Origin of the sequence: Enterococcus sp. 2G9_DIV0600 (assembly GCF_002140615.1) — a bacterium.
Lineage (GTDB): Bacteria > Bacillota > Bacilli > Lactobacillales > Enterococcaceae > Enterococcus_D > Enterococcus_D innesii.
In genome coordinates, this window is the sequence record NZ_NGLL01000001.1 from 888691 (window position 1) to 909371 (window position 20681).

Consider the following 20681-nt stretch of genomic DNA (forward strand, 5'->3'; position numbering starts at 1 on the left):
CGAATGAGTTCAGGCAAGATTGTTCAAGTCATTGGTCCCGTTGTTGACGTGGAATTCTCTCTAGACCAATCATTACCAGATATCAACAATGCGTTGATTGTTTACAAAAAAGATGAGCAGAAAACAAAAGTTGTGTTAGAAGCTGCCTTAGAACTTGGCGACGGCGTTATCCGTACGATTGCCATGGAATCAACAGATGGCTTACAACGAGGAATGGAAGTAATCGATACAGGCGCCTCCATTTCTGTTCCAGTTGGGACAGACACCTTAGGACGGGTGTTTAATGTCCTAGGAGACACTATCGATTTAGAAGCGCCGTTCCCTGAAGAAGCACCTCGCAGTGGGATTCACAAAAAAGCTCCTGACTTTGATGAATTGTCAACAAGTACCGAGATCCTTGAGACTGGGATCAAAGTTATCGACTTATTGGCCCCTTATTTAAAAGGGGGGAAAGTTGGTCTTTTCGGTGGTGCCGGTGTTGGTAAAACCGTCTTGATTCAAGAACTGATCCACAACATCGCCCAAGAGCATGGGGGGATCTCTGTCTTCACAGGTGTTGGTGAACGGACACGTGAAGGAAACGACCTTTATAATGAAATGAAAGAATCTGGCGTTATCGAAAAAACAGCCATGGTGTTTGGACAAATGAACGAACCACCAGGTGCTCGGATGCGGGTTGCCTTGACTGGTTTGACCTTAGCGGAGTACTTCCGCGATGTAGAAGGACAAGACGTACTCTTGTTTATCGATAACATTTTCCGATTTACGCAAGCTGGTTCTGAAGTATCTGCCTTACTAGGTCGGATGCCTTCTGCTGTTGGGTATCAACCGACACTAGCAACCGAAATGGGACAATTACAAGAACGGATCACTTCAACGAAAAAAGGATCGGTTACTTCTATTCAAGCGATCTATGTTCCTGCCGATGACTACACGGACCCGGCACCAGCGACTGCTTTTGCCCATTTGGATGCAACAACCAACTTGGAACGGAAATTGACTGAACAAGGGATCTATCCAGCCGTTGATCCACTGGCTTCTTCTTCTAGTGCGTTAGCACCTGAAATCGTTGGTGAAAAACACTATGAAGTAGCGACTGAAGTACAGCATGCGTTGCAACGTTACCGCGAACTACAAGACATCATCGCTATCTTAGGGATGGATGAGTTGTCTGATGAAGAAAAAACGTTAGTGGCTCGTGCGCGTCGGATTCAATTCTTCTTGTCGCAAAACTTCCACGTAGCGGAACAGTTTACTGGACAACCTGGTTCTTATGTACCAGTTGAGGAAACGATCAAAGGCTTTGCTGAGATTCTTGAAGGAAAATATGATGATCTTCCAGAAGAAGCCTTCCGTAGTGTAGGACGAATTGAAGACGTCATTGAAAAAGCGAAAAAAATTGGCTATTAATTAACCAGCCTCGAAGAAAGAGGGGAACCTCATGGATCAATTTTTAACAGTCAATGTGGTGACACCTGCTGGTTTGGTTTACGATCACCACGCGAAAATCGTGGTTGCACGTACGACAGATGGCGAGATCGGTATTTTGCCGCATCATGCCCCAATCATCGTTCCTTTGACGATTGATGAAGTCCGGGTCAAACGGATCGATTCGGATACTCACGTCGACTGGGTCGCCGTCAATGGCGGTATCCTTGAAGTGCGGGACAATGTTGTCTCTATCGTAGCCGATAGTGCGGAACGTGATCGCGACATCGACGTTTCACGGGCAGAAAGAGCAAAACAACGTGCAGAACGTCAAATCGAAGAGGCCAAACAAGTCGAAGATATCGACCAGCTTCGTCGCGCAACGGTTGCTTTGCACCGCGCCATCAATCGAATCAACGTGTCAAAACATTCCTAAAAAACAAGGGCATCTTGCCTTTGTTTTTTTGTTTCTCCGAGAAAACGTTTTAAAAACTTTTTAAAGTCTTTTCATGAAGGTTTCAAGAAAGATTATTTTTTATCTTGACATCTTTGTGGTATGATAGGAATGTTCAATTATGAAAAAAGGAGCAGGAAGTATGCAAGTGTATGGAATTGATGCAATCATTCGAATCGTGAGTCATTTAGCGTTCATCTATTTAGCATTTTGGGCATTGCAATCTGTGCGGATCGATGCTTTTTTTAAAGCCTTACGAACGACTCAGATACGAATGGTCATGGTGTTTCTTGCGATTGCATTAGGCTACACCGCCAGTACTTTTTTCCTTGAGTTGATTGCGTTATGTCGTAATTTATTTTTAACAGGTTTTTAAGAATTTCATTAATATATGCAAAAACACCGAATATTATGCTATAATTGGCAAGATTTGTGTGAGTCACTGCATTATTTGGAGGGAACATAAATGGAAGAGATGATCGTTCAAGGTGGTAATCGATTAACTGGAACAGTGAAGATCGAAGGGGCAAAAAATGCTGTTCTACCTATCTTAGCGGCAAGCTTATTAGCGGAAGAAGGAACAACGACATTAACAAATGTACCGATCCTTTCCGATGTATTAACAATGAAAGAAGTGATTCGGCATTTAAATGTCGCAATCGATTTTGAAGAAGAAAACAATACGATGACGATCGATGCATCACAAGAGTTAGCGATCGAAGCACCGTATGAGTATGTAAGCCAAATGCGCGCTTCAATCGTAGTCATGGGACCTTTGTTAGCCCGTAATGGTCATGCCAAAGTGGCAATGCCTGGCGGCTGTGCAATCGGCAAACGACCAATTGATCTACATTTGAAGGGATTTCAAGCACTAGGCGCTCAAATCATCCAAAAAGATGGATACATAGAAGCGATCGCTGATGAGTTAAAAGGCAATAGCATTTACTTGGATTTCCCAAGTGTCGGCGCAACGCAAAATATCATGATGGCTGCCGTAAAAGCTAAAGGCATCACTATCATTGAAAACGTCGCTCGTGAACCTGAAATCGTCGATTTAGCAAACATTTTAAACAAAATGGGTGCCAAGGTCTTTGGTGCAGGAACCGAAACGATGCGTATTGAAGGGGTCGAACACCTGCATGCAGTAGATCATTCGATCGTCCAAGACCGTATCGAAGCAGGAACCTTTATGGTTGCAGCTGCGATGACTCAAGGAGACGTTATTATTAAAGATGCAATCTCAGAACACAATCGTCCATTGATTTCAAAATTGATCGAAATGGGCGCAGAAGTGACTGAAGTAGCTGAAGGGATTCGTGTCGTTGGACCTGAAAAATTGAAGGCAACAGATGTGAAAACAATGCCTCATCCAGGTTTTCCTACGGACATGCAAGCGCAAATGTCTGCTATTCAACTTTTAGCAGCTGGAACAAGTGTTGTGAATGAAACGGTATTTGAGAATCGTTTCCAACATTTAGAAGAAATGCGTCGGATGAATGCTCATGTCAAAATCGACGGCAACATAGCAGTGATCGAAGGCGGCCATGAATTGCAAGGTGCGCTGGTCTATGCGACGGATTTACGTGCTGCCGCAGCGTTGATTTTATTAGGTCTGCGTTCAACTGGTCGGACACGTGTCCGCAATCTAAAATATTTGGATCGTGGCTATTACAAATTCCATGAAAAATTGCAGCAATTAGGTGCTTCTGTGGAACGAGTTTCTGAAGTAGTTGAAGAAACCGTACCAGTAAACGCTTAGTAGGAGTAGGAGAGAATAAAGTGAAGTTGAACCGTTACATTCTAACTAGCTTGATAAAAATTCTAATTGTCATTTTGTTAGCTATTTTATTGTTCTTAGCTGGAACAATGATTGGCTATGGAGTGATTGGCGACGGTAGTCCTTTTAAAGTCTTCTCTCCAAGTCTTTGGAATCATATCTTTGAGTTTATGAAGTAAACCAAAACTAGGACTTACGCCTCGTGCTGAGTCCTAGTTTTTTCTATCTGTCTTTACTGCATCGTGATCATAAAAAGAAAGGTTGGCAAGAAATGAGTAAACTTTTGATTGGCTTTGTTCGTTTCTATCAACGTTTTATTTCTCCATTATTTCCTCCTAGCTGTCGTTATTATCCGACTTGCTCAGGATACATGATCCAAGCGATCCAAGTCCATGGAGCAGCCAAAGGAGGTTTGATGGGAATCGCACGTATCTTACGGTGCCATCCTTTTGTAAAGGGGGGAATCGACTACGTGCCTCAGACCTTTACGTTAAAACGTAACACTGATGATAAAGTCAAACCAACGTACCGTTATCGGAAAAGTTAAACGAACATAAGAGAAAAAGAAAAGGAAGAAAAACATGATTCGTCCAATCCACCCTAATGAAGCGTATCCTTGGTCACTGTTGCTGGATGCGGATCCTGAAAAAACAGTTGTAGAAGGCTATCTATATGATAGCCAGACGCTTGTTTATGAAGAAGCTGGAGAAGTGATCGGTGTCTTAGTGTATCAAGACCAAGGCACAAAGTGGGAGATAATGAATGTGGCTGTCTCCCCAGTAAAGCAAGGAAGGGGCATTGGGGGTCAATTGTTGCAAGCTGCCGAAAAAGCGATTCTTAGTCAGCAGCAAGGTGCAAAACACCCTCTCGTCGTGATCAAAACCGGTAGTCTGCCCTCAGCAGCCCTGACTTTGTATCAAAAGCAAGGATATGTTGAAAAAGACCGGGTGAAAAATTATTTCACCACCCACTATGCTGAACCGATTTTCGAAAATGGGCAGCAGTTGATTGATCAAGTTATTTTGGAAAAGCAGCTCTAATCCCATAGAGACAGTCTATGTCGATTTTAGGCTGTTTTTTTTATTGTTATCGGAAATCGCTTTCTTCAAGCGGGGACTTACGGTAAAATAGATAGTATCAGAATAATAAAGGATTGAGGGGAAAAAATGGCGATTTTAGTTTTTGATATGGGTGGTTCAGCAGTAAAATACGGCGTCTGGTCACAAGATTCTTTGGTGAGTAAAGGCAAATTTATTACTCCAAATACTTGGGAGGAAATGAAAGCCCAGCTGCAGCAAGTGAGAACAAGCGTAAACGAAGAGATCGAAGGGGTCGGGATCAGTGCGCCGGGTGCGGTCAATGCCCAAGAGCGGCGGATCGACGGCATCAGTGCGATCCCTTATATCCATGGGTTTGATATTTACTCAGAACTCGAAGCAGCATTTGGGGTACCAGTAACCATCGAAAATGATGCCAATTGCGCTGGGATGGCTGAATTTTATCAAGGAGCGGGCAAAGAGTTTCAGCAAGCTGCCTTCGTTGTGATCGGAACAGGCGTTGGCGGCACCCTGTTTCAAAATGGTGAGCTAGTCCGTGGGGCACATTTATACGGTGGCGAATTTGGGTTGATGATCTTGGATCAAGGCAAAACATTTTCGCAATTAGGGACAGCGGTTCAGATGGCTTGGCGGTATTGTGATCGAATCGGTGTAGATCGAGCCACAATTACCGGCGAAGAGGTCTTTCAACGCGCAGAAGATGGGGATGCCATTGCGATCGAGGAAGTCAATAAATTTTACCGCTATTTAGCGCAAGGACTGTTCAGTATTCAATTTGCTTTTGATCCTGAAGTGATCATTATCGGTGGCGGTGTCAGTGCCAAAAAAGGCTTATTACAAGAAGTTGATCAACGGTTGAAAAAAATGCTGGCAGATCAAGCTTTAAATGATTTTGTCCCACTGATCAAGCTTTGTGACTATCGCAATGACGCCAATCTAGTTGGGGCAGCAGCCAATTTTCAAGCATTGTATCCAAGAAATAGCCGCTAACATCTAGATGTGATGTTTTCAAACGTCCTTTTGACAAAAAAATGAAGCAATTCGAAACGTTCAAAAAGTAAGCAAAGGAAAAAAACTTTGCTTACTTTTCTTTTTGCTCAAAAAACTGAAAAGCGATTCCATTGTTGGTGGATCAGTGTTTTAAAAACCCCATTTTTTTATAGCGAAAAAAATAAATTCTGAATAGGTGAAATATTCTGATAATTCGTTGACATTTTCCGGATTTTTCAGTATATTGGATAACATATTCAGGGGAAGTGAAGGAGAGGAAAAATATGAAAAAGAAATTTGCGTTTTTGTTTGCGAGTTTGTTTTTGTTGACAGCGTGTAGCGCTGGACCAACAGGTGGATCAACGGACGGCAGCGGGGCTGCTGAAGGTGGCAACAAACAAGAGGGAGATACTATCAAGATCGGAACCAATTTAGAGTTGTCAGGAGCCGTAGCTGCTTATGGGACGGCTGAAAAAGAAGGAATCGACTTAGCAGTAGAAGAAATCAATGCTGCCGGTGGTGTTCTTGGAAAACAAATTGAAATTATTTCGAAAGATAACAAATCAGATAACAATGAAGCTGCTACAGTAGCAGCCAATTTAGCAACGAATGATAAAGTGGTAGCCATCATTGGTCCAGCAACCTCTGGTGCTACGAAAGCAGCTTTGCCTAACGTGACTAGAGCGCAAGTACCAATGGTTACTCCTTCAGGTACTGACGATGCGATTACTTACACTAGTGGGAAAGTGCAAGAATTTGCCTTCCGTTCTTGTTTCCAAGATAGCTTCCAAGGAACGATCTTAGCAAAATATGCGGCTGAAAATTTGGATGCATCAAAAGCCGTGATCTTGGGAGACAACTCAAGTGATTACGCAATTGGATTGACGGAAGCATTTAAAGAAAGCTACCCAGGCGAAATTGTCTTAGAAGATAACTTTACTGAAGGCGACAAAGATTTCCAAGCAGTTCTTACAAGAATCAAAGATGTCGACTTCGATGTCTTGTTCATTCCAGGCTACTACACAGAAGCTGGTTTGATCATCAAGCAAGCGCGAGAATTAGGAATTGATCAAGCAATCATTGGTGCCGATGGATTCGGTGATGAAAAAATGGTTCAAACAGCTGGTGCAGAAAATGTCAGCAATGTTTACTATACCGGTCACTTCTCTACCAAAGCACCAGCAAATGACAAAGTTGAGCCGTTTGTGGCCGCTTTCAAGGAAAAGTATGGCAAAGAACCTTCTGCTTTTAATGCATTAGCCTATGATGCCGTTTATATGATCAAACAAGCAATCGAAGATCAAAACTCAGCAGATTCATTGGCAATTGCAGCTGGTTTGTCTGAACTGAAAGACTTTGTCGGCGTGACAGGTGAAATCACAATGGATGAAAATCATAACCCTGAGAAATCAGCAGTTGTTTTAGGATTGACTGACGGGAAGGAAACCTCAGCAGACACTGTGGAACCTTAAAAACCTGCAGTTGTTTGGCAGTGAAAACTGGGACAGACCTGATGTGTTTGTCTCAGTTTCTTTTCTCTGACGAGAAGAACCATAATAAATGATATTGGAAGTGAGTATATGGAAATGATGATCCAACAATTGATCAACGGCTTGTTTCTAGGCAGTATCTACGCCTTGTTAGCGTTGGGTTATACGATGGTGTATGGCATCATCAAGCTGATCAACTTCGCCCACGGAGAAGTTTATATGATTGGTAGTTTTATCGGTTACTTTTTGATCAATCAATGGCAATTAGGGTTTTTCCCCGCGTTGTTCATTTCAATGATCGCCAGTGCAGCTCTTGGGGTAACGATCGAATTTTTAGCGTATCGTCCCTTACGCAATTCCACGCGAATTTCGGCACTGATCACGGCAATCGGGGTTTCTTATTTTTTGCAAAATGTCATGATCTTTTTCTTTTCAGCCAATGTGCGCCCCTTTCCGCAAGCGATCGAACGACAAACTTATTCCATCGGGTTTGTTCAAGTAAGTAATGTCCAGTTATTGATCTTGGCTGTTTCGGTTACCTTAATGATTCTCTTGCAATTGATCGTGAAAAAGACCCGTATGGGAAAAGCGATGCGTGCAGTAAGTGTTGATGCGGATGCAGCGCGTTTAATGGGGATCAATGTCAACCGAACGATTTCCTTTACCTTTGCCTTAGGCTCGGCTTTGGCTGCAGCTGGTGGGATGCTGATCGGTTTGTATTATAATTCCATTGATCCATCAATGGGGGTCGTTCCTGGTCTGAAATCTTTTGTTGCGGCGGTTCTCGGCGGGATCGGGATCATTCCTGGTGCAGCTTTAGGCGGCTTTGTGATCGGTTTGGTGGAGACAGCAGCGACAGCGCTTGGTTTTTCTGATTACAAGGATGCTTTAGTGTACGTCATTTTAATAATTATATTGTTGGTTCGTCCAGCTGGGATCCTCGGCAAAAATATCAAAGAGAAAGTGTAGGTGGCAGAAATGAAAAAGAATTTACGTTACAACTTAATTTGGCTCGCTCTGGCAGCTATTCTTTATTTCGGGTTATTTGCAGCTTACAACGGCGGGATGATCAATCTGTTTTCTGACGCCATCATTGTCAATATCGGCATCAATATCATCTTGGCAGTCAGTTTGAATCTTATCATTGGTTTTTCAGGGCAATTCTCCTTGGGACATGCCGGGTTCATGGCTATCGGTGCTTATGCTGGCGCGATCCTGTCGGCAAGCAATCCAACCTTTGGCGGCTTTTTAACTGGTTTATTGGTGGGAATGCTGGTTTCAGGTGCAGTCGCATTAGTAGTTGGGATTCCGACCCTCCGTTTAAAAGGCGACTATCTAGCGATCGCTACCTTAGGTGTGGCAGAGATCATTCGGATCTTGTTGGTGAACTTACGAGGCTTGACCAATGGTCCTGCTGGAATTTTCGGATTGCCCCAATTCAGTAATTGGCAGATCGTCTTTCTCTTTGCCGTTTTATCGATTCTTGTCGTGTCAAACTTTATCCATAGCGGACCTGGTCGAGCGACTTTAGCGATTCGGGAAGATGAGATTGCTGCAGAATCGATGGGGGTCAACACAACGAAATACAAGGTAATTGCGTTTGTAATGGGGGCAGTGATGGCAAGCATTGCTGGTACCCTTTATGCCAGCTATCAGCAGTCGGTTTTCCCACGAGATTACGGTTTTATGAAATCGATCGATGTCTTGATCATCGTCGTTTTTGGAGGGCTTGGGAGTACCACAGGAGCAGTTGTTTCGGCAGTAGTGCTAGGAATCTTAAACATGTACTTGCAAGGCTTCTCTGATTTGCGCATGATCATTTATGCATTGGCTTTGATCATCATCATGATCTTTAAACCAAGCGGACTTTTAGGAACCTGGGAATTCTCCGTAAAAGGACTGTTGGACAAATTTAGAAAAAAGGGGGATGACAACGATGCCTCTATTAGAAGTTAAAAGCTTAACGAAAAACTTCGGCGGTTTAGCTGCTGTTTCTCATGTAGACCTCCATCTAGATACCAATGAGCTGGTCGGGTTGATTGGACCAAACGGTGCCGGCAAGACAACGCTCTTTAACCTCCTGACAGGTGTGTATGAGCCTAGTGAAGGCGAAGTGCTTTTTGAGACCCAAGGTAAGCCAAAACGTTTAAATGGCGTGAAGCCTTATAAAATCGCGGATTTAGGCCTTTCAAGAACCTTCCAAAACATTCGCTTGTTTAAAAACTTGACCGTGATGGACAACGTTTTGATCGCTATGAACAGTAAGCATAAAGAAGGACTACTGACGAGCATCCTGCGTTTGCCAAAGTATTACAAAAACGAAGAATCCATGAAGAAAAAAGCCTTAGAGCTGTTACGGATCTTTGATATGGATCGAAAAAGTCAAACGTTAGCGAAAAATTTGCCTTATGGCGAGCAACGCCGTTTAGAGATCGTACGCGCATTAGCTACGGAGCCAAAAATTTTGTTTCTTGACGAGCCGGCAGCGGGGATGAATCCTCAGGAAACAACAGAACTGACAAAGCTGATCTATAAGATCCAAAAAGATTTTCAATTGACGATCCTCTTGATCGAGCATGATATGAGTTTGGTCATGGAAGTGTGCGAACGGATCTATGTACTGGAATACGGGCAAGTCATCGCCCACGGTGAACCAGAAGAGATCAAAAACAATCCACGGGTAATCGAAGCCTATCTAGGAGGGGAAATCTGATGCTGGAAATTCAAAATTTAAGTGTTCACTACGGCATGATCCAAGCAGTTCATGATGTTTCCTTCCACGTCAATCAAGGAGAGATCGTTTCGCTGATTGGTGCCAATGGTGCCGGGAAAACCACGATTTTACGGACGATTTCTGGATTGATCCGTCCTTCAAAAGGCTCCGTCACTTTTGAAGGAAAGCAAATTGAGAAAGAAGCACCGCAAAAAATCGTCGCAAACGGCTTGTCGCAGGTGCCAGAAGGGCGGCACGTCTTTTCCGGTTTGACGGTTCAAGAAAACTTAGAGATGGGCGCCTTCTTGCGTAAAGACAGTGGTGTCAAAGAAGACTATGAACAAGTTTACGGCAAGTTTCCTGTATTGAAAGAACGCCTCTCGCAAGATGCGTCGACATTATCTGGCGGTGAGCAGCAGATGTTGGCAATGGGGCGGGCATTGATGTCAAAACCGCGCTTGCTTTTGCTGGATGAGCCATCGATGGGCTTGGCACCAATTTTTATCAAAGAAATTTTTTCCATCATTCAAGAAATCAAGCAGCAAGGAACGACTGTGCTGCTGATCGAACAAAATGCGAAAATGGCTTTATCGATTGCCGATCGCGGCTATGTATTAGAAACGGGGAAAATCGTTTTAGAAGGTACTGGAGAAGAATTACTAGCAAGCGATGAAGTAAGAAAAGCGTATCTAGGAGGTTAAACAATGAGCGTAAGTGATTTTATGACGAAGACGGTCATCACCGTCGATTCGCAGACACCGATCTTTGATGCAATAGATGTGATGAAGCAGCACGATATCCATCGTCTGCCCGTCGTTGACGATGGTAAATTAGTAGGGTTGATCACAGAAGGAACGATCGCTGAAGCAACTCCCTCAAAAGCGACAAGCTTAAGCGTTTATGAAATGAACTATCTCTTAAATAAAACGACGGTCGCTGATATCATGTTGAAAAAAGTGACTACGATTGAACCAGATGCACTATTAGAGGACGCCATTTCCGTCATGCGTAGTGAGAACGTGGGGGTTTTACCAGTCATGGATGATGATGCCCTAGTGGGAATCATTACCAACAATGATATTTTTGATGCCTTTTTGAAAATCACTGGCTACCACGATGGCGGGACCCGAGTATCGATCGAGATCACGGATGACCATGTGGGGGTTTTAGCAGACGTGACGAAACTCCTTGCCGATCATCAAATGAGTATTTTGACGATTGTGGTAAATCGGATGGCACTAAAAACAGTTGTTGAGATCCAAGTAGAATCACGGCAAGTCGCAGCAATCGAGAAAATTTTAAGCGATGCAGGTTATACCGTGACGAGTGCTGTCTTGACGAACCAGAAGTGATCTAAGGAAATGTAGCTGATCGTAAAGATTGGCTACTTTTTTTATTTCCAGAAGAGATTTTCTTTTTCTTTTGCTGCTTTTCTGTTAAAATAGGAAGGTGCTGTAAAGAAAGAGGTGCAACCATGTCTAAGAAAAATAAAGATATCGAAGTCCGTATTGAAGAAACAACAAAAGCCATTCATGGCAAAGACTATACCGTCAATGAATTATTTATCGGTAAAAAACGCATCGGTGAGATTTTAACAACTGGACCAAAAGAATTTCAAAGCTTTTTAGGGGATGAGGATCTAGGTTCGAGCAGAAGCTTAGAAGCTGCCATCGAGATGATTATTCGCCAATGGAATTTACATGAATAATTTCTAGAAAAAATTACTTTTTGCTCTTGCAATTTGTTATCTTTTTCGGTATTATAACTATTGTCAGGTTTGAGAAAAACCTTTTGGAGGAGTAGCGAAGTGGCTAAACGCGACGGACTGTAAATCCGTTCCTTAGGGTTCAGTGGTTCGAATCCACTCTCCTCCACCATTATTGGGGTATAGCCAAGCGGTAAGGCAACGGACTTTGACTCCGTCATGCGTTGGTTCGAATCCAGCTACCCCAGTCAAAGAAATACGTAGAAAAAGCAGCAAGCAGACTTGCTGTTTTTTTTGTTATTTAAAAAGAATCGTTTTTTTTATAAGTACTTAGGGAAATAGGAAGCTGATGAGAAAGAAGCAACTTTCAACGTGCAAGTTTCTACGAAAAAGCAAAAAGTGGTTACTTTGGGGCATTTCTATTAAACAGGCATGGGATTGCCGTCCATTCTTTCACGGAAGTCTCTTTCAGAGAATTTAAAATATTTGGGCATTTTTGGTTCTGTTTGGTATACTTAGGCAAATCAGTTCCTTTACGAGAACCATTTTTTTGCATGAGAAACGAACGATGACAGGAATATTACCGATTCTCAGATATGATAACTTTACTAGATGGGGGCTTAACGAAGATGGTGAATGAAACAACTTGGGAAAACATAGATCGCCTTTATCTGTTGTGTCAACCAATCATGCAGGTAGAATCGCTAAGTCAGCAAGAGCTGAATGGCTATGAAGTCTTACTGCGTAGCGAGAAGAACAACCGCTTCCCTCAGCAAGAATTCAGTACAATGATTCAAACTGAAAGCGGCAATCAGCAATTGATGGAATGGTATGCTAAGGAATTGCGGCGTTTGTGTCAAAAAAAGCCGGAAACCCGCTTTAGTGTAAATATTCATCCACAACAGCTGCTGTGGCAGTCAACGTGGTCCTTTTTTGAAACGATGGCTGTTCATAAGGAGCAGTTGCAGATTGAATTGACGGAGCATCCCGTACGCATACAGCAGGAGTCATTTGATTTGTCTGTAGCCATTGCAAAAATTAAAGCTTATGGTTATGTGATTGCGGTCGATGATATCGGTTGTGGACAAAATACCCTCTCGTTGGTCTTTGCCAATCTTGCCAGCGTTGATTGTTTGAAATTTTCGTTGTTACCGTTTATTCAGCTTGATGAGGAGATTGGCTTCAGCTTTTTGGCTTGTTGGTTGAAGGTTGCCCAAAAATATCAGCTTGAGCTGATCGTTGAAGGCATCGAGAACCGCGAAAAAATGGTACAGTTGCTTGAGATGGGGGTGCATTTGCAACAAGGGTATTTATGGTCTAAAGGAGAGCGATTGTGATGGAATGTTAGAACGAGGCGTGCTTTTGGCGTTTGGTTTGCCGCTGATGATTGCCAGTTTACTGGTGACCGCAGATGTTTTTGTACGAAGTGTGCAAAAAATATCGGTTTCTCGTCCATTTAAGTATTTTATTATTGGTATTCTGACGTTTACGCATTTGTATTTTATTCTTTCTTTTTCTATGAATTCAGTTGGGTTTATCTGTTATCAATACACAACCGCTTTTATAGCGAGTCATTTTTTCTATGGTGATCGTGGTAAGATCTTGATTTTGGTAACGCCGTGTATGGTCGTCTTTTATTTGTGGTTTGTCGGTTTTTCTGATGTGGGTAAAGCTTTTTATCTTCCATTATTCGGAGTTGGGATCTTTGTCCTTGATTTTCTTTTATCAAAAGTCAAGCGGATCCGTCCGCAACAGCAATTTTATTTGATGTATTTTTTGACCTGTCTGCTCTCACCGCATTTTTCGATGCTGGTCCATCATACGACGACCTATGACTGGGAAGCGATGCTGGCAGTATTTGTTGGTTCTTTTGTGCTGTTGGGCGGCTTTATGTGGCTTCATCGGTTGATTGAAGGCGAAGAGTACCAAGTACTGGCAGAGTTGGCGAATAGTAAGATCGATGCGTTGACCGGCTGCTTCAACTATGGGACCTATAACCACGATCTGCTTCAAGCCGTTTCACAGAAAAAGACTGTGACGATCGCCATGATTGATCTCGATCACTTCAAAAAGGTCAACGACCGTTATGGTCATATCGCCGGAAATGAGTTGTTAAGAACCTTTGCCTCACGGACGACTACTTTTTTAGAGGCGCATTTTGCCGAGACCTTTTCCTTTTATCGTTATGGCGGAGAAGAGTTCTGTCTCGTGATCGAAGGGGATGTCAAAGAAAAGACCGTAGCTGCGATGACGACACTGTGTCAAACCATTTCCAGCAGTATGTTTCCTGTGGCCAATTTTGAAAAAGGGACGATGTCTTTGTCTTGCGGCGTTGAAGCGAGTACAGTTTGTCATGGCGATATCTTGGCAGCTGTTGAAAGAGCCGATCAAGCCCTCTATCTCGCAAAACAAAGTGGTCGAAACCGGGTGTGCACCTTGCCTGAGACGTAAAAAATAATGGAAAAATAATTTACACAAATTCTCAAAGAATTAAATGTTTATGCACAAAAAGTTAGTAATAATAAAGAAATAATGTTATTTATTTAGAAAATATACATTTTGATCATTTTATTTATTTTGAGAATCTTCTTATATCAACAAAAAGATTGAAAATATGTATAATTTCTGGTAAATTATTTTAAATCAAGAGTGATAGAAACTGTCAATGATAAATAGTGATCCTTACTTGATGCTCCGTCCGCTTTTCCATGAAACATCTTTGGAAATGTTCTGTCGAATCAGCAAGTAAGGGTTCTTTTTTTTAGAAAGGAAGCGCAGGAAATGGCAAATACGCTGGTTGTCAATACACTCGCAAATTTAGGTGCAATCATCATCAATATTTACTTGTTGTTCAAAGTCAGTGATGGCTTCGTAGGGCAAGGGACTTTCAAAGCAAAGCAGATCGCAGCGGCGATTGTTTGTGAAACCGTGGTAGGGATGTTGCTAATGAACTTCTCTTATGTCGTATATGAAACAAGATTTGACCTGCGCTTTTTGCTGTACGCTTTTTCTATGAAGTATCTGGGCTGGAAGGTGACCGTACCAACGATGTTCAATCTAGCGTTAGGCCGTTTTTTGTTTGAAGTATCAAAATCTTCCTGGTTGAACTTATATCTCAGTTTCTTTTTGATGGTGACCCTGACGCTTCTCCATGCTTGGGCCAAGCGGCGGCTTAGTGACAAACAAGAGTTGATTTTATCGATCACCTACTTGATTGTTATCTCCTTTCTATTTGGCTGCTATTTGACTGGTGATATTCAAAAAACGACCTTAATTTATATAGTTTATGGCATTCTTGCTTATACGTTGGCGTTTTTCCTTTACTCAATATTAAATGATATGCAGCGCATTTTGGCTTTAGTCAAAATCGATGATTTGACGCAGTTGAACAACTTTCGTAAGTTTCAAGAGGACCGCCAACGCCTAGATACGACCGAGGTGGACTTATCGATCGCTTTGATCGATATCGATCATTTCAAAAATTACAATGACCGTTACGGACACCGTGCCGGGGATGTGATTTTGCAAGAAATCGCTCGTATTTTTTCGACCTACTGTACGGCTAGCAATCCGGTCTATCGCATCGGTGGGGAAGAGTTTGCGATCTTGATCCAAGGAGACGCACAGGCTGCTGCTTATCTCCTCGAAAAAATCCAAAAGCGCATCCGTTACCAAGAAATCATCTTGGATGCCGGCGATTCGGTCAGCATCACGTTGTCGATTGGGATCGCACAACGGCAAAGGGGCGAGCTGCTGATGCAAACACAAGAACGTGCCGATCAAGCATTGTATCGCGCCAAGCGCAGCGGTCGCGACCAACTCTGTCTTTACTGATGGGGTTGGCTTCTTTTCTTTTTTTGTTTTCAAAAATACTACCTTAAATGAGGAACGCATATGGAAAATAGTTTAATCATGATTCCTTCGCTAGAACCTGACCACAAACTGCTGGCTCTGGTGGAGAAAATTCGTTTGCATAACCAACACCTGCCGATTTTGGTCGTGGATGATGGCAGTGGATCAGCTTATCAGTCTGTCTTTTCGGCGTTGGAACAGCAGTTTGGCTGTCAGGTTTTGACCCATCCAAAGAATCTTGGAAAAGGCGCAGCTATCAAAACCGCCCTCACCGAAGTGCTGACAAATCAACCGGCAGTTGAATTTATGGTGACCATTGATTCGGATGGGCAACATGAGTATACCGATATGATGGCTTGCTTAACCAAGGCACAAGCCCATCCGGACAGCATTATTTTAGGGACCCGATCCTTTGGCAAAGAAGTCCCCTTGCGGAGTAAGTTCGGCAATATTTTGACCCGAAATATCTTACGTTTAGCGACTGGTCTTGCCATCGAGGATTCGCAGACGGGCTTAAGGGTTTTCCCTCGGAAATTCATGACAGATTTGTTGGCGATCTCAGGTGAGCGCTTTGAATATGAAACGCGGATGCTGATCGAAGCCCAGAAGCGGGGGTGGCCGATTCTCTCGCAACCGATCGCCACCATCTATATTGAAGAAAATGCGTCTTCCCATTTTCGGGTCTTGGCAGATTCTGTCGCTATCTATAGCGTCTTTTTGAAGTATTTGTTTTCATCTGTGGTCTCCTTTTTTGTCGATGTGATCGCCTATGCGTTATTGATCCATTTCTTGTCTGTCATCGATCTGTCCTCCATCGTGATCGCTTCGCTGGGGGCCCGATTGATTTCGGCGATCGTCAATTATTACATCAATCGTGAGCTTGTTTTTGGTCAACGGACAAAGAACAGTATGTTGCAATATTTTTTATTGGTGATCGTACAGATTTTGCTGTCCTCTTTCCTCGTCTACTTGATCTATTTGATCCTGCCAATCGGGGATTCTGTGTTGTTAAAAATAGGCGTCGATTGCCTGCTCTTTTTCTTTAGTTACCATGTGCAAAAAAATGTCATCTTTAAGGAGTGATTGAGGTGGAACAAAAACGTTTGCCTTGGGCGAAAAAAGTCGTTTACTTTCTGGCGTTTGTCTTTTCGCTGATCTATTTATCATGGCGGGGGCTGTATACATTGCCATGGCACGAGTCTTGGTTTGCCCTGCTGTTTGGTTTGCTGCTTTGGGGCAGTGAGATCGTATCGAACTTTACGGGCTTGCTGTTGATTTGGAACAAAAACAAAGCAAAGCCTTTTGAAAAACCGATCGTGCCAGAAGCCGACTATCCAGCGATCGATGTGTTGATTGCGACCCATAATGAAGAAGTGCCGCTTTTATTAAAAACGGTCAATGCGGCAGTTCATATGAAATACCCCGATCCCAAAAAAGTTCACATCTACTTGTCAGATGACACCAACCGTCCAGAGGTCAAAGCACTGGCAGATAAATTTGGCATCGGTTATATCGGATTGACCGGCAATCAGCATGCCAAGTCAGGCAATCTCAATCATGCATTGTCAAAAACCAATTCGCCGCTAGTGGCGACCTTTGATGCAGATATGATTCCTTACTCAGATTTTTTGCTGGAAACAGTGCCATATTTTGTGGCAAATCAGCAGGAACGCCGTAAAGACCAGACCATCAAACCGTTGGGCTTTGTCCAAACACCGCAAAGCTTTTATAATGCGGATCTTTTTCAGTACAATCTTTTTTCAGAAGCGGCAATCCCTAACGAGCAGGACTTCTTTTCCAGAGAAGTCAATGTTTTGAACAACGCCCATGATACAGCTATTTATACAGGTTCCAATACGGTGATCGCACGAGAAGCGATCGAAGCCGCTGGCGGATTTCCGACGGACACGATCACGGAAGATTTTGAATTAGGCGCCTTGATCAATTGCCAAGGTTATCGCAGTTTGTCAACACTGCAGCCAATGGCCAGTGGTCTGTCTCCCATTGATATCCCAAGTGCCTTAAAGCAGCGGATTCGCTGGGGGAGAGGAGTGGTCCAAAGTGTCCATAATCTCCATCTTTTCAAAAACAAGACGTTGTCTTTGGCGCAAAAAATGGTTTTCTTAAACAGTTATTTGTATTGGTGGTCGTTTTTGCGTCGGTTGCTGTTTATTTTCGCGCCGATTTTGTACACCGTCTTTAATGTAAGGGTCGTAGAGACCAACTTTTGGGTCTTGCTGCTGTTTTGGCTGCCAAGCTATACGTTCTTGCATTTGGCGATGCAGGATTTGAGCAGTGATATTCGAACGCAGCGCTGGGGCGAGATCCAGGAAACGATTTTTGCACCTTACCTAGTGATTCCTGTCTTTTTACAAGCCATTGGCATCAAAGAGACCCGTTTCAAAGTGACCAATAAAGCAGCAACTCAGTCTAAAAAAGACTTGTTATTTGTGGTGCCGCATTTGTTGCTGTTGATTTTGACGATTATCGGCTTAGTGAAGTTTAATTACGGCAAATTCGGCTCAGAGATTTTCTATGGCAGCGTGTTGACTTTCTGGTTGCTGACCCATTTCTTTAACTTAACCTTTGCGGTCTTATTTTATCTTGGTCGCCCGATTTACCGAACGACGGAACGGTTCAGAGCCTATTATCCTGTTGAAGTTTCCGACCAAGACGCCAGCTATTCTTTGATGACAGAAAATATCTCAGAAAACGGCATGTCCTTCGTTTCTGACGTTCCTCTTTATTTTCCGCCAGATGCGCAGCTGACTTTTAAAATCACCCGCAATGGCTACCAAGCAGAGATGACGGGAAACGTCGTCCGCGTCTTTTCAGGCAAGGATCGCTGGGTCTATGGGGTTGCTTTACACCAATTATCAGAAAAAGACTACTTGGCTTATTTGCAGATCATTTATGATGGCTTCAATCAAAGCCTACCGGTTCTGCGGGACCCATGGATGACCTTCTTTGATAGTCTTTTTGAGAATCTCGGTAAGCATCTGCTGCAAGCTAAACAAAAGCCATTGCCGACTCAACGAGTGCCCATACTGACCATTGATCAAAAATGGCACTTTGATGAAGGAACCTATGTGGTCACAACGTTTGGTTTTGACCAGTTCACGCTGACAAAAGCAGAAGAAGTCGAGATGCCGGCTCATCTAACCTTGCCGATCAGTAATCTTGTGCTTCACGCTGAAAAAGCGATGCTTCAACCAACAGAAAATCAAGTGATTTATCAAGTAAGCAATCTTTCCGAGCTGCGTTTTACAGCAGCCTTTCAAGAATGGGTAGACAGCTTGCTGAGAAAGGAGGCAGACGATGATCGAGATCCTGCTGCGATTTAGTCTCTTTGGTTTATCATTAGCTGGCTATGCCTATCTTTTTGTACGAGTTTGCCATTTTCCCAAACACATCAGCTGGATCGCTGCTTGCTGTTTGCCGATCCTCGTTCTTTCCTTTGTCGCATATGGTCCCAAAGGATGGTTGATCTGGGGGGCATGGGTTTTATTTGGTCTTGGCTTACTATTATGCGTTTGGCGTTTTTGGCAGGAGCGCTATCAGGTGCGTTGGGGCTTGCAAGAGCCCATCATGCTGTGGTTTTACGGCTATTTTGCTTTGTTCGTTTTAACCTTGCTTCACAGTCATTTGACCCACTATGACAACTTCTCCCATTGGGCGACGATCGTTAAATTCCTTTATACGCAGGGACAATTGCCAACGGCAGCCGATGCCATCATTAGTTTTACTTCCTATCCTTTAGGCAGCTCGCTGTTTGTTACTTATACAGCGATCATTGTTGGCTATCATGAGAATGTCTTGCTGATTGGTCAATTGATTTTGATTTTCTGTAGTCTGTATAGTTTCTTTGCGATTATTCGTGATCCGAAAAGAAAGCTGGCTTTTGCCCTGATCTTCACCAGTATGGCGGTTTTCAATTATTTTAATATTGCGATTCGAATGAATAATTTGTTAGTAGACTTTATCCTGCCAGTGTTGACTTTAGCTGGCATCGCTGGCTTATTCGCTTTAAAAGGCAACGTACTACCGTCGATCGGTTTCTTTCTTTTGATTGGCGCCTCTCTTGATTTGGTCAAAAATAGCGCCGTCTTTTTTCTGCTGATTTTAGGCGGCTATTTACTAGTCTGCTTGTGGCAGGCATCAGTTCGTTGGCGGCAACGGCTGGGCATGATGATTGTAGGATTAGCTGCCATTGGGCTATCTGTCCTGCCAGCGATTCTTTGGAACCTGCATGTCAAAGCGAATTTTCCTAAATCGAAGCATGAAGTCAGCGTGACCGCATATAAACAGATTTTTGGCGAAAAGGATTCTCAGATACTGCAGCAGATTACGGATGTTTTTGTCAAAACGATCACGGATGTTGCGACGATCTCCACGCAAGGGATTCTCTTGATCCAGGTCATTCTGTTGGGCAGTTGGCTATTTGTCCGATTTATCATGAAAAAACGCAATCCATTTTTAAAAGAACTGCTGTTGATCGATGGTATCATTGGGGGGTATTATTTAGGAATCTATGCCATGTTCTTGTTCTCGATGCCCACTGATGAAGCACTGTCTTTGGCAGGGTTCGATCGTTATGCCTCGAGTATTGTGATCTTGGCATTAGGTTTGATGACCTTTTTAATGGTCCGGGGCATTGATCATTTGTATCATGAACAAGCGATCGATCGGCGAAACTACCGTAGCTTTGCCAGTTTGACCACAAAAAAAATCTATCAATACAGCACCTTGATTCTGCTGTTTTTTGCGACATTGCTGATCCTCTCAGAAAATAATGGCATGCGTTATACCAATCGTGAATATGCTGCTTCGATTCCAGCACAAGTTTCAGCCGTTACTGGCGATCACTTTGACCTGAACGAGAAAAAATATTTGGTGGTCAGTACTAACAAAGAAGCAGTAGACAGCTACTTAGTTGGCTATGTCGGCAAATATTACTTGTTTTCACCCAATGTCGATGGCCGAGAGAATTTCCTCTTATCTGATGCAGAATTTCGCACGCTATTAAAGCAATACGATGAAGTTGTCGTCTTAGAGGAGCACTATACCTTTAATGCCATGACGAAGAAGCTAACAGGCAAGACCTTTGCCCCAGGCGTATATTCGGTGGCGGAGGTGTTGGGGCGATAGGGAATGACGAATAAAAAGAAGCCGAGAAGGAACATTTCTCGGCTTCTTTTTTTGCAAGTAGCGAAA

The 20681-nt window shown here is 43.2% G+C and carries 21 protein-coding genes and 2 tRNA genes; all 23 read left to right on the forward strand.

Annotated elements, in window-relative coordinates:
• Positions 1–3: 3 nt before the first annotated feature.
• The 23 genes from atpD (at position 4) to A5870_RS04400 (ending at position 20615) form a co-directional block, all read left to right on the forward strand.
• Positions 4–1410, forward strand: coding sequence for a F0F1 ATP synthase subunit beta (atpD, locus tag A5870_RS04280; RefSeq protein WP_086291912.1), 1407 nt, complete (start codon positions 4–6; stop codon positions 1408–1410).
• A gap of 31 nt (positions 1411–1441) precedes the next feature.
• Positions 1442–1864, forward strand: coding sequence for a F0F1 ATP synthase subunit epsilon (locus tag A5870_RS04285; RefSeq protein ID WP_005228716.1), 423 nt, complete (start codon positions 1442–1444; stop codon positions 1862–1864).
• Positions 1865–2024: 160 nt separating this feature from the next.
• A complete protein-coding gene (locus A5870_RS04290; RefSeq protein WP_008380880.1) occupies positions 2025–2258 on the forward strand; it encodes a DUF1146 family protein in 234 nt (77 codons plus the stop codon).
• A gap of 90 nt (positions 2259–2348) precedes the next feature.
• Positions 2349–3641 carry a UDP-N-acetylglucosamine 1-carboxyvinyltransferase gene (murA, locus tag A5870_RS04295; RefSeq protein ID WP_086291913.1) on the forward strand — a complete coding sequence of 431 codons (1293 nt, stop codon included), beginning with the start codon at positions 2349–2351 and terminating at the stop codon, positions 3639–3641.
• A gap of 20 nt (positions 3642–3661) precedes the next feature.
• Positions 3662–3838 carry a DNA-directed RNA polymerase subunit beta gene (locus tag A5870_RS04300; RefSeq protein ID WP_005228723.1) on the forward strand — a complete coding sequence of 59 codons (177 nt, stop codon included), beginning with the start codon at positions 3662–3664 and terminating at the stop codon, positions 3836–3838.
• Positions 3839–3930: 92 nt separating this feature from the next.
• Positions 3931–4206 (forward strand): membrane protein insertion efficiency factor YidD, encoded by a 276-nt coding sequence (gene yidD, locus A5870_RS04305; RefSeq protein WP_206600723.1) that lies wholly within the window; start codon positions 3931–3933, stop codon positions 4204–4206.
• 34 nt (positions 4207–4240) lie between these two features.
• The gene (locus tag A5870_RS04310) at positions 4241–4699 is read left to right on the forward strand and encodes a GNAT family N-acetyltransferase (protein WP_086291914.1); all 459 of its coding nucleotides are present in this window, start codon (positions 4241–4243) and stop codon (positions 4697–4699) included.
• 126 nt (positions 4700–4825) lie between these two features.
• Positions 4826–5707 carry an ROK family protein gene (locus A5870_RS04315; RefSeq protein ID WP_086291915.1) on the forward strand — a complete coding sequence of 294 codons (882 nt, stop codon included), beginning with the start codon at positions 4826–4828 and terminating at the stop codon, positions 5705–5707.
• Positions 5708–5991: 284 nt separating this feature from the next.
• Positions 5992–7179, forward strand: coding sequence for an ABC transporter substrate-binding protein (locus tag A5870_RS04325; protein ID WP_086291916.1), 1188 nt, complete (start codon positions 5992–5994; stop codon positions 7177–7179).
• 108 nt (positions 7180–7287) lie between these two features.
• Complete coding sequence (locus A5870_RS04330) at positions 7288–8166, forward strand: branched-chain amino acid ABC transporter permease (protein ID WP_005228742.1); 879 nt, start codon at positions 7288–7290, stop codon at positions 8164–8166.
• Between the two features lie 9 nt (positions 8167–8175).
• On the forward strand, positions 8176–9153 hold the full coding sequence (locus A5870_RS04335) for a branched-chain amino acid ABC transporter permease (RefSeq protein WP_005228744.1): 978 nt from the start codon (positions 8176–8178) through the stop codon (positions 9151–9153).
• Complete coding sequence (locus tag A5870_RS04340) at positions 9134–9910, forward strand: ABC transporter ATP-binding protein (RefSeq protein WP_086291917.1); 777 nt, start codon at positions 9134–9136, stop codon at positions 9908–9910. The genes A5870_RS04335 and A5870_RS04340 overlap by 20 nt, the downstream gene beginning before the upstream one ends.
• Positions 9910–10611, forward strand: coding sequence for an ABC transporter ATP-binding protein (locus tag A5870_RS04345; protein ID WP_086291918.1), 702 nt, complete (start codon positions 9910–9912; stop codon positions 10609–10611). The genes A5870_RS04340 and A5870_RS04345 overlap by 1 nt, the downstream gene beginning before the upstream one ends.
• A 3-nt stretch (positions 10612–10614) precedes the next feature.
• Entirely contained in the window at positions 10615–11262 is a 648-nt protein-coding gene (locus A5870_RS04350) for a CBS and ACT domain-containing protein (RefSeq protein WP_008380901.1), read from the forward strand.
• Between the two features lie 122 nt (positions 11263–11384).
• Positions 11385–11618 carry a DUF2969 domain-containing protein gene (locus A5870_RS04355; RefSeq protein ID WP_005228752.1) on the forward strand — a complete coding sequence of 78 codons (234 nt, stop codon included), beginning with the start codon at positions 11385–11387 and terminating at the stop codon, positions 11616–11618.
• A gap of 85 nt (positions 11619–11703) precedes the next feature.
• Positions 11704–11787 (forward strand) — tRNA-Tyr (locus A5870_RS04360).
• A gap of 4 nt (positions 11788–11791) precedes the next feature.
• Positions 11792–11863, forward strand: a tRNA-Gln gene (locus tag A5870_RS04365).
• 381 nt (positions 11864–12244) lie between these two features.
• A complete protein-coding gene (locus tag A5870_RS04375) occupies positions 12245–12952 on the forward strand; it encodes an EAL domain-containing protein (RefSeq protein ID WP_086291919.1) in 708 nt (235 codons plus the stop codon).
• A 4-nt stretch (positions 12953–12956) separates the two neighbouring features.
• Positions 12957–14066 (forward strand): GGDEF domain-containing protein, encoded by a 1110-nt coding sequence (locus tag A5870_RS04380; protein ID WP_086291920.1) that lies wholly within the window; start codon positions 12957–12959, stop codon positions 14064–14066.
• A 330-nt stretch (positions 14067–14396) separates the two neighbouring features.
• Positions 14397–15449: a GGDEF domain-containing protein gene (locus A5870_RS04385; protein ID WP_086291921.1), complete on the forward strand. Its 1053-nt coding sequence runs from the start codon at positions 14397–14399 to the stop codon at positions 15447–15449.
• A gap of 60 nt (positions 15450–15509) precedes the next feature.
• Positions 15510–16550, forward strand: coding sequence for a bifunctional glycosyltransferase family 2/GtrA family protein (locus A5870_RS04390; RefSeq protein ID WP_077452883.1), 1041 nt, complete (start codon positions 15510–15512; stop codon positions 16548–16550).
• Positions 16547–18811, forward strand: coding sequence for a glycosyltransferase family 2 protein (locus A5870_RS04395; RefSeq protein WP_086291922.1), 2265 nt, complete (start codon positions 16547–16549; stop codon positions 18809–18811). The genes A5870_RS04390 and A5870_RS04395 overlap by 4 nt, the downstream gene beginning before the upstream one ends.
• Positions 18786–20615, forward strand: a complete 1830-nt coding sequence (locus A5870_RS04400) for a lantibiotic ABC transporter permease (protein WP_086291923.1) — start codon at positions 18786–18788, stop codon at positions 20613–20615. Before A5870_RS04395 ends, A5870_RS04400 begins: the two co-directional genes overlap by 26 nt.
• Positions 20616–20681: the final 66 nt, after the last annotated feature.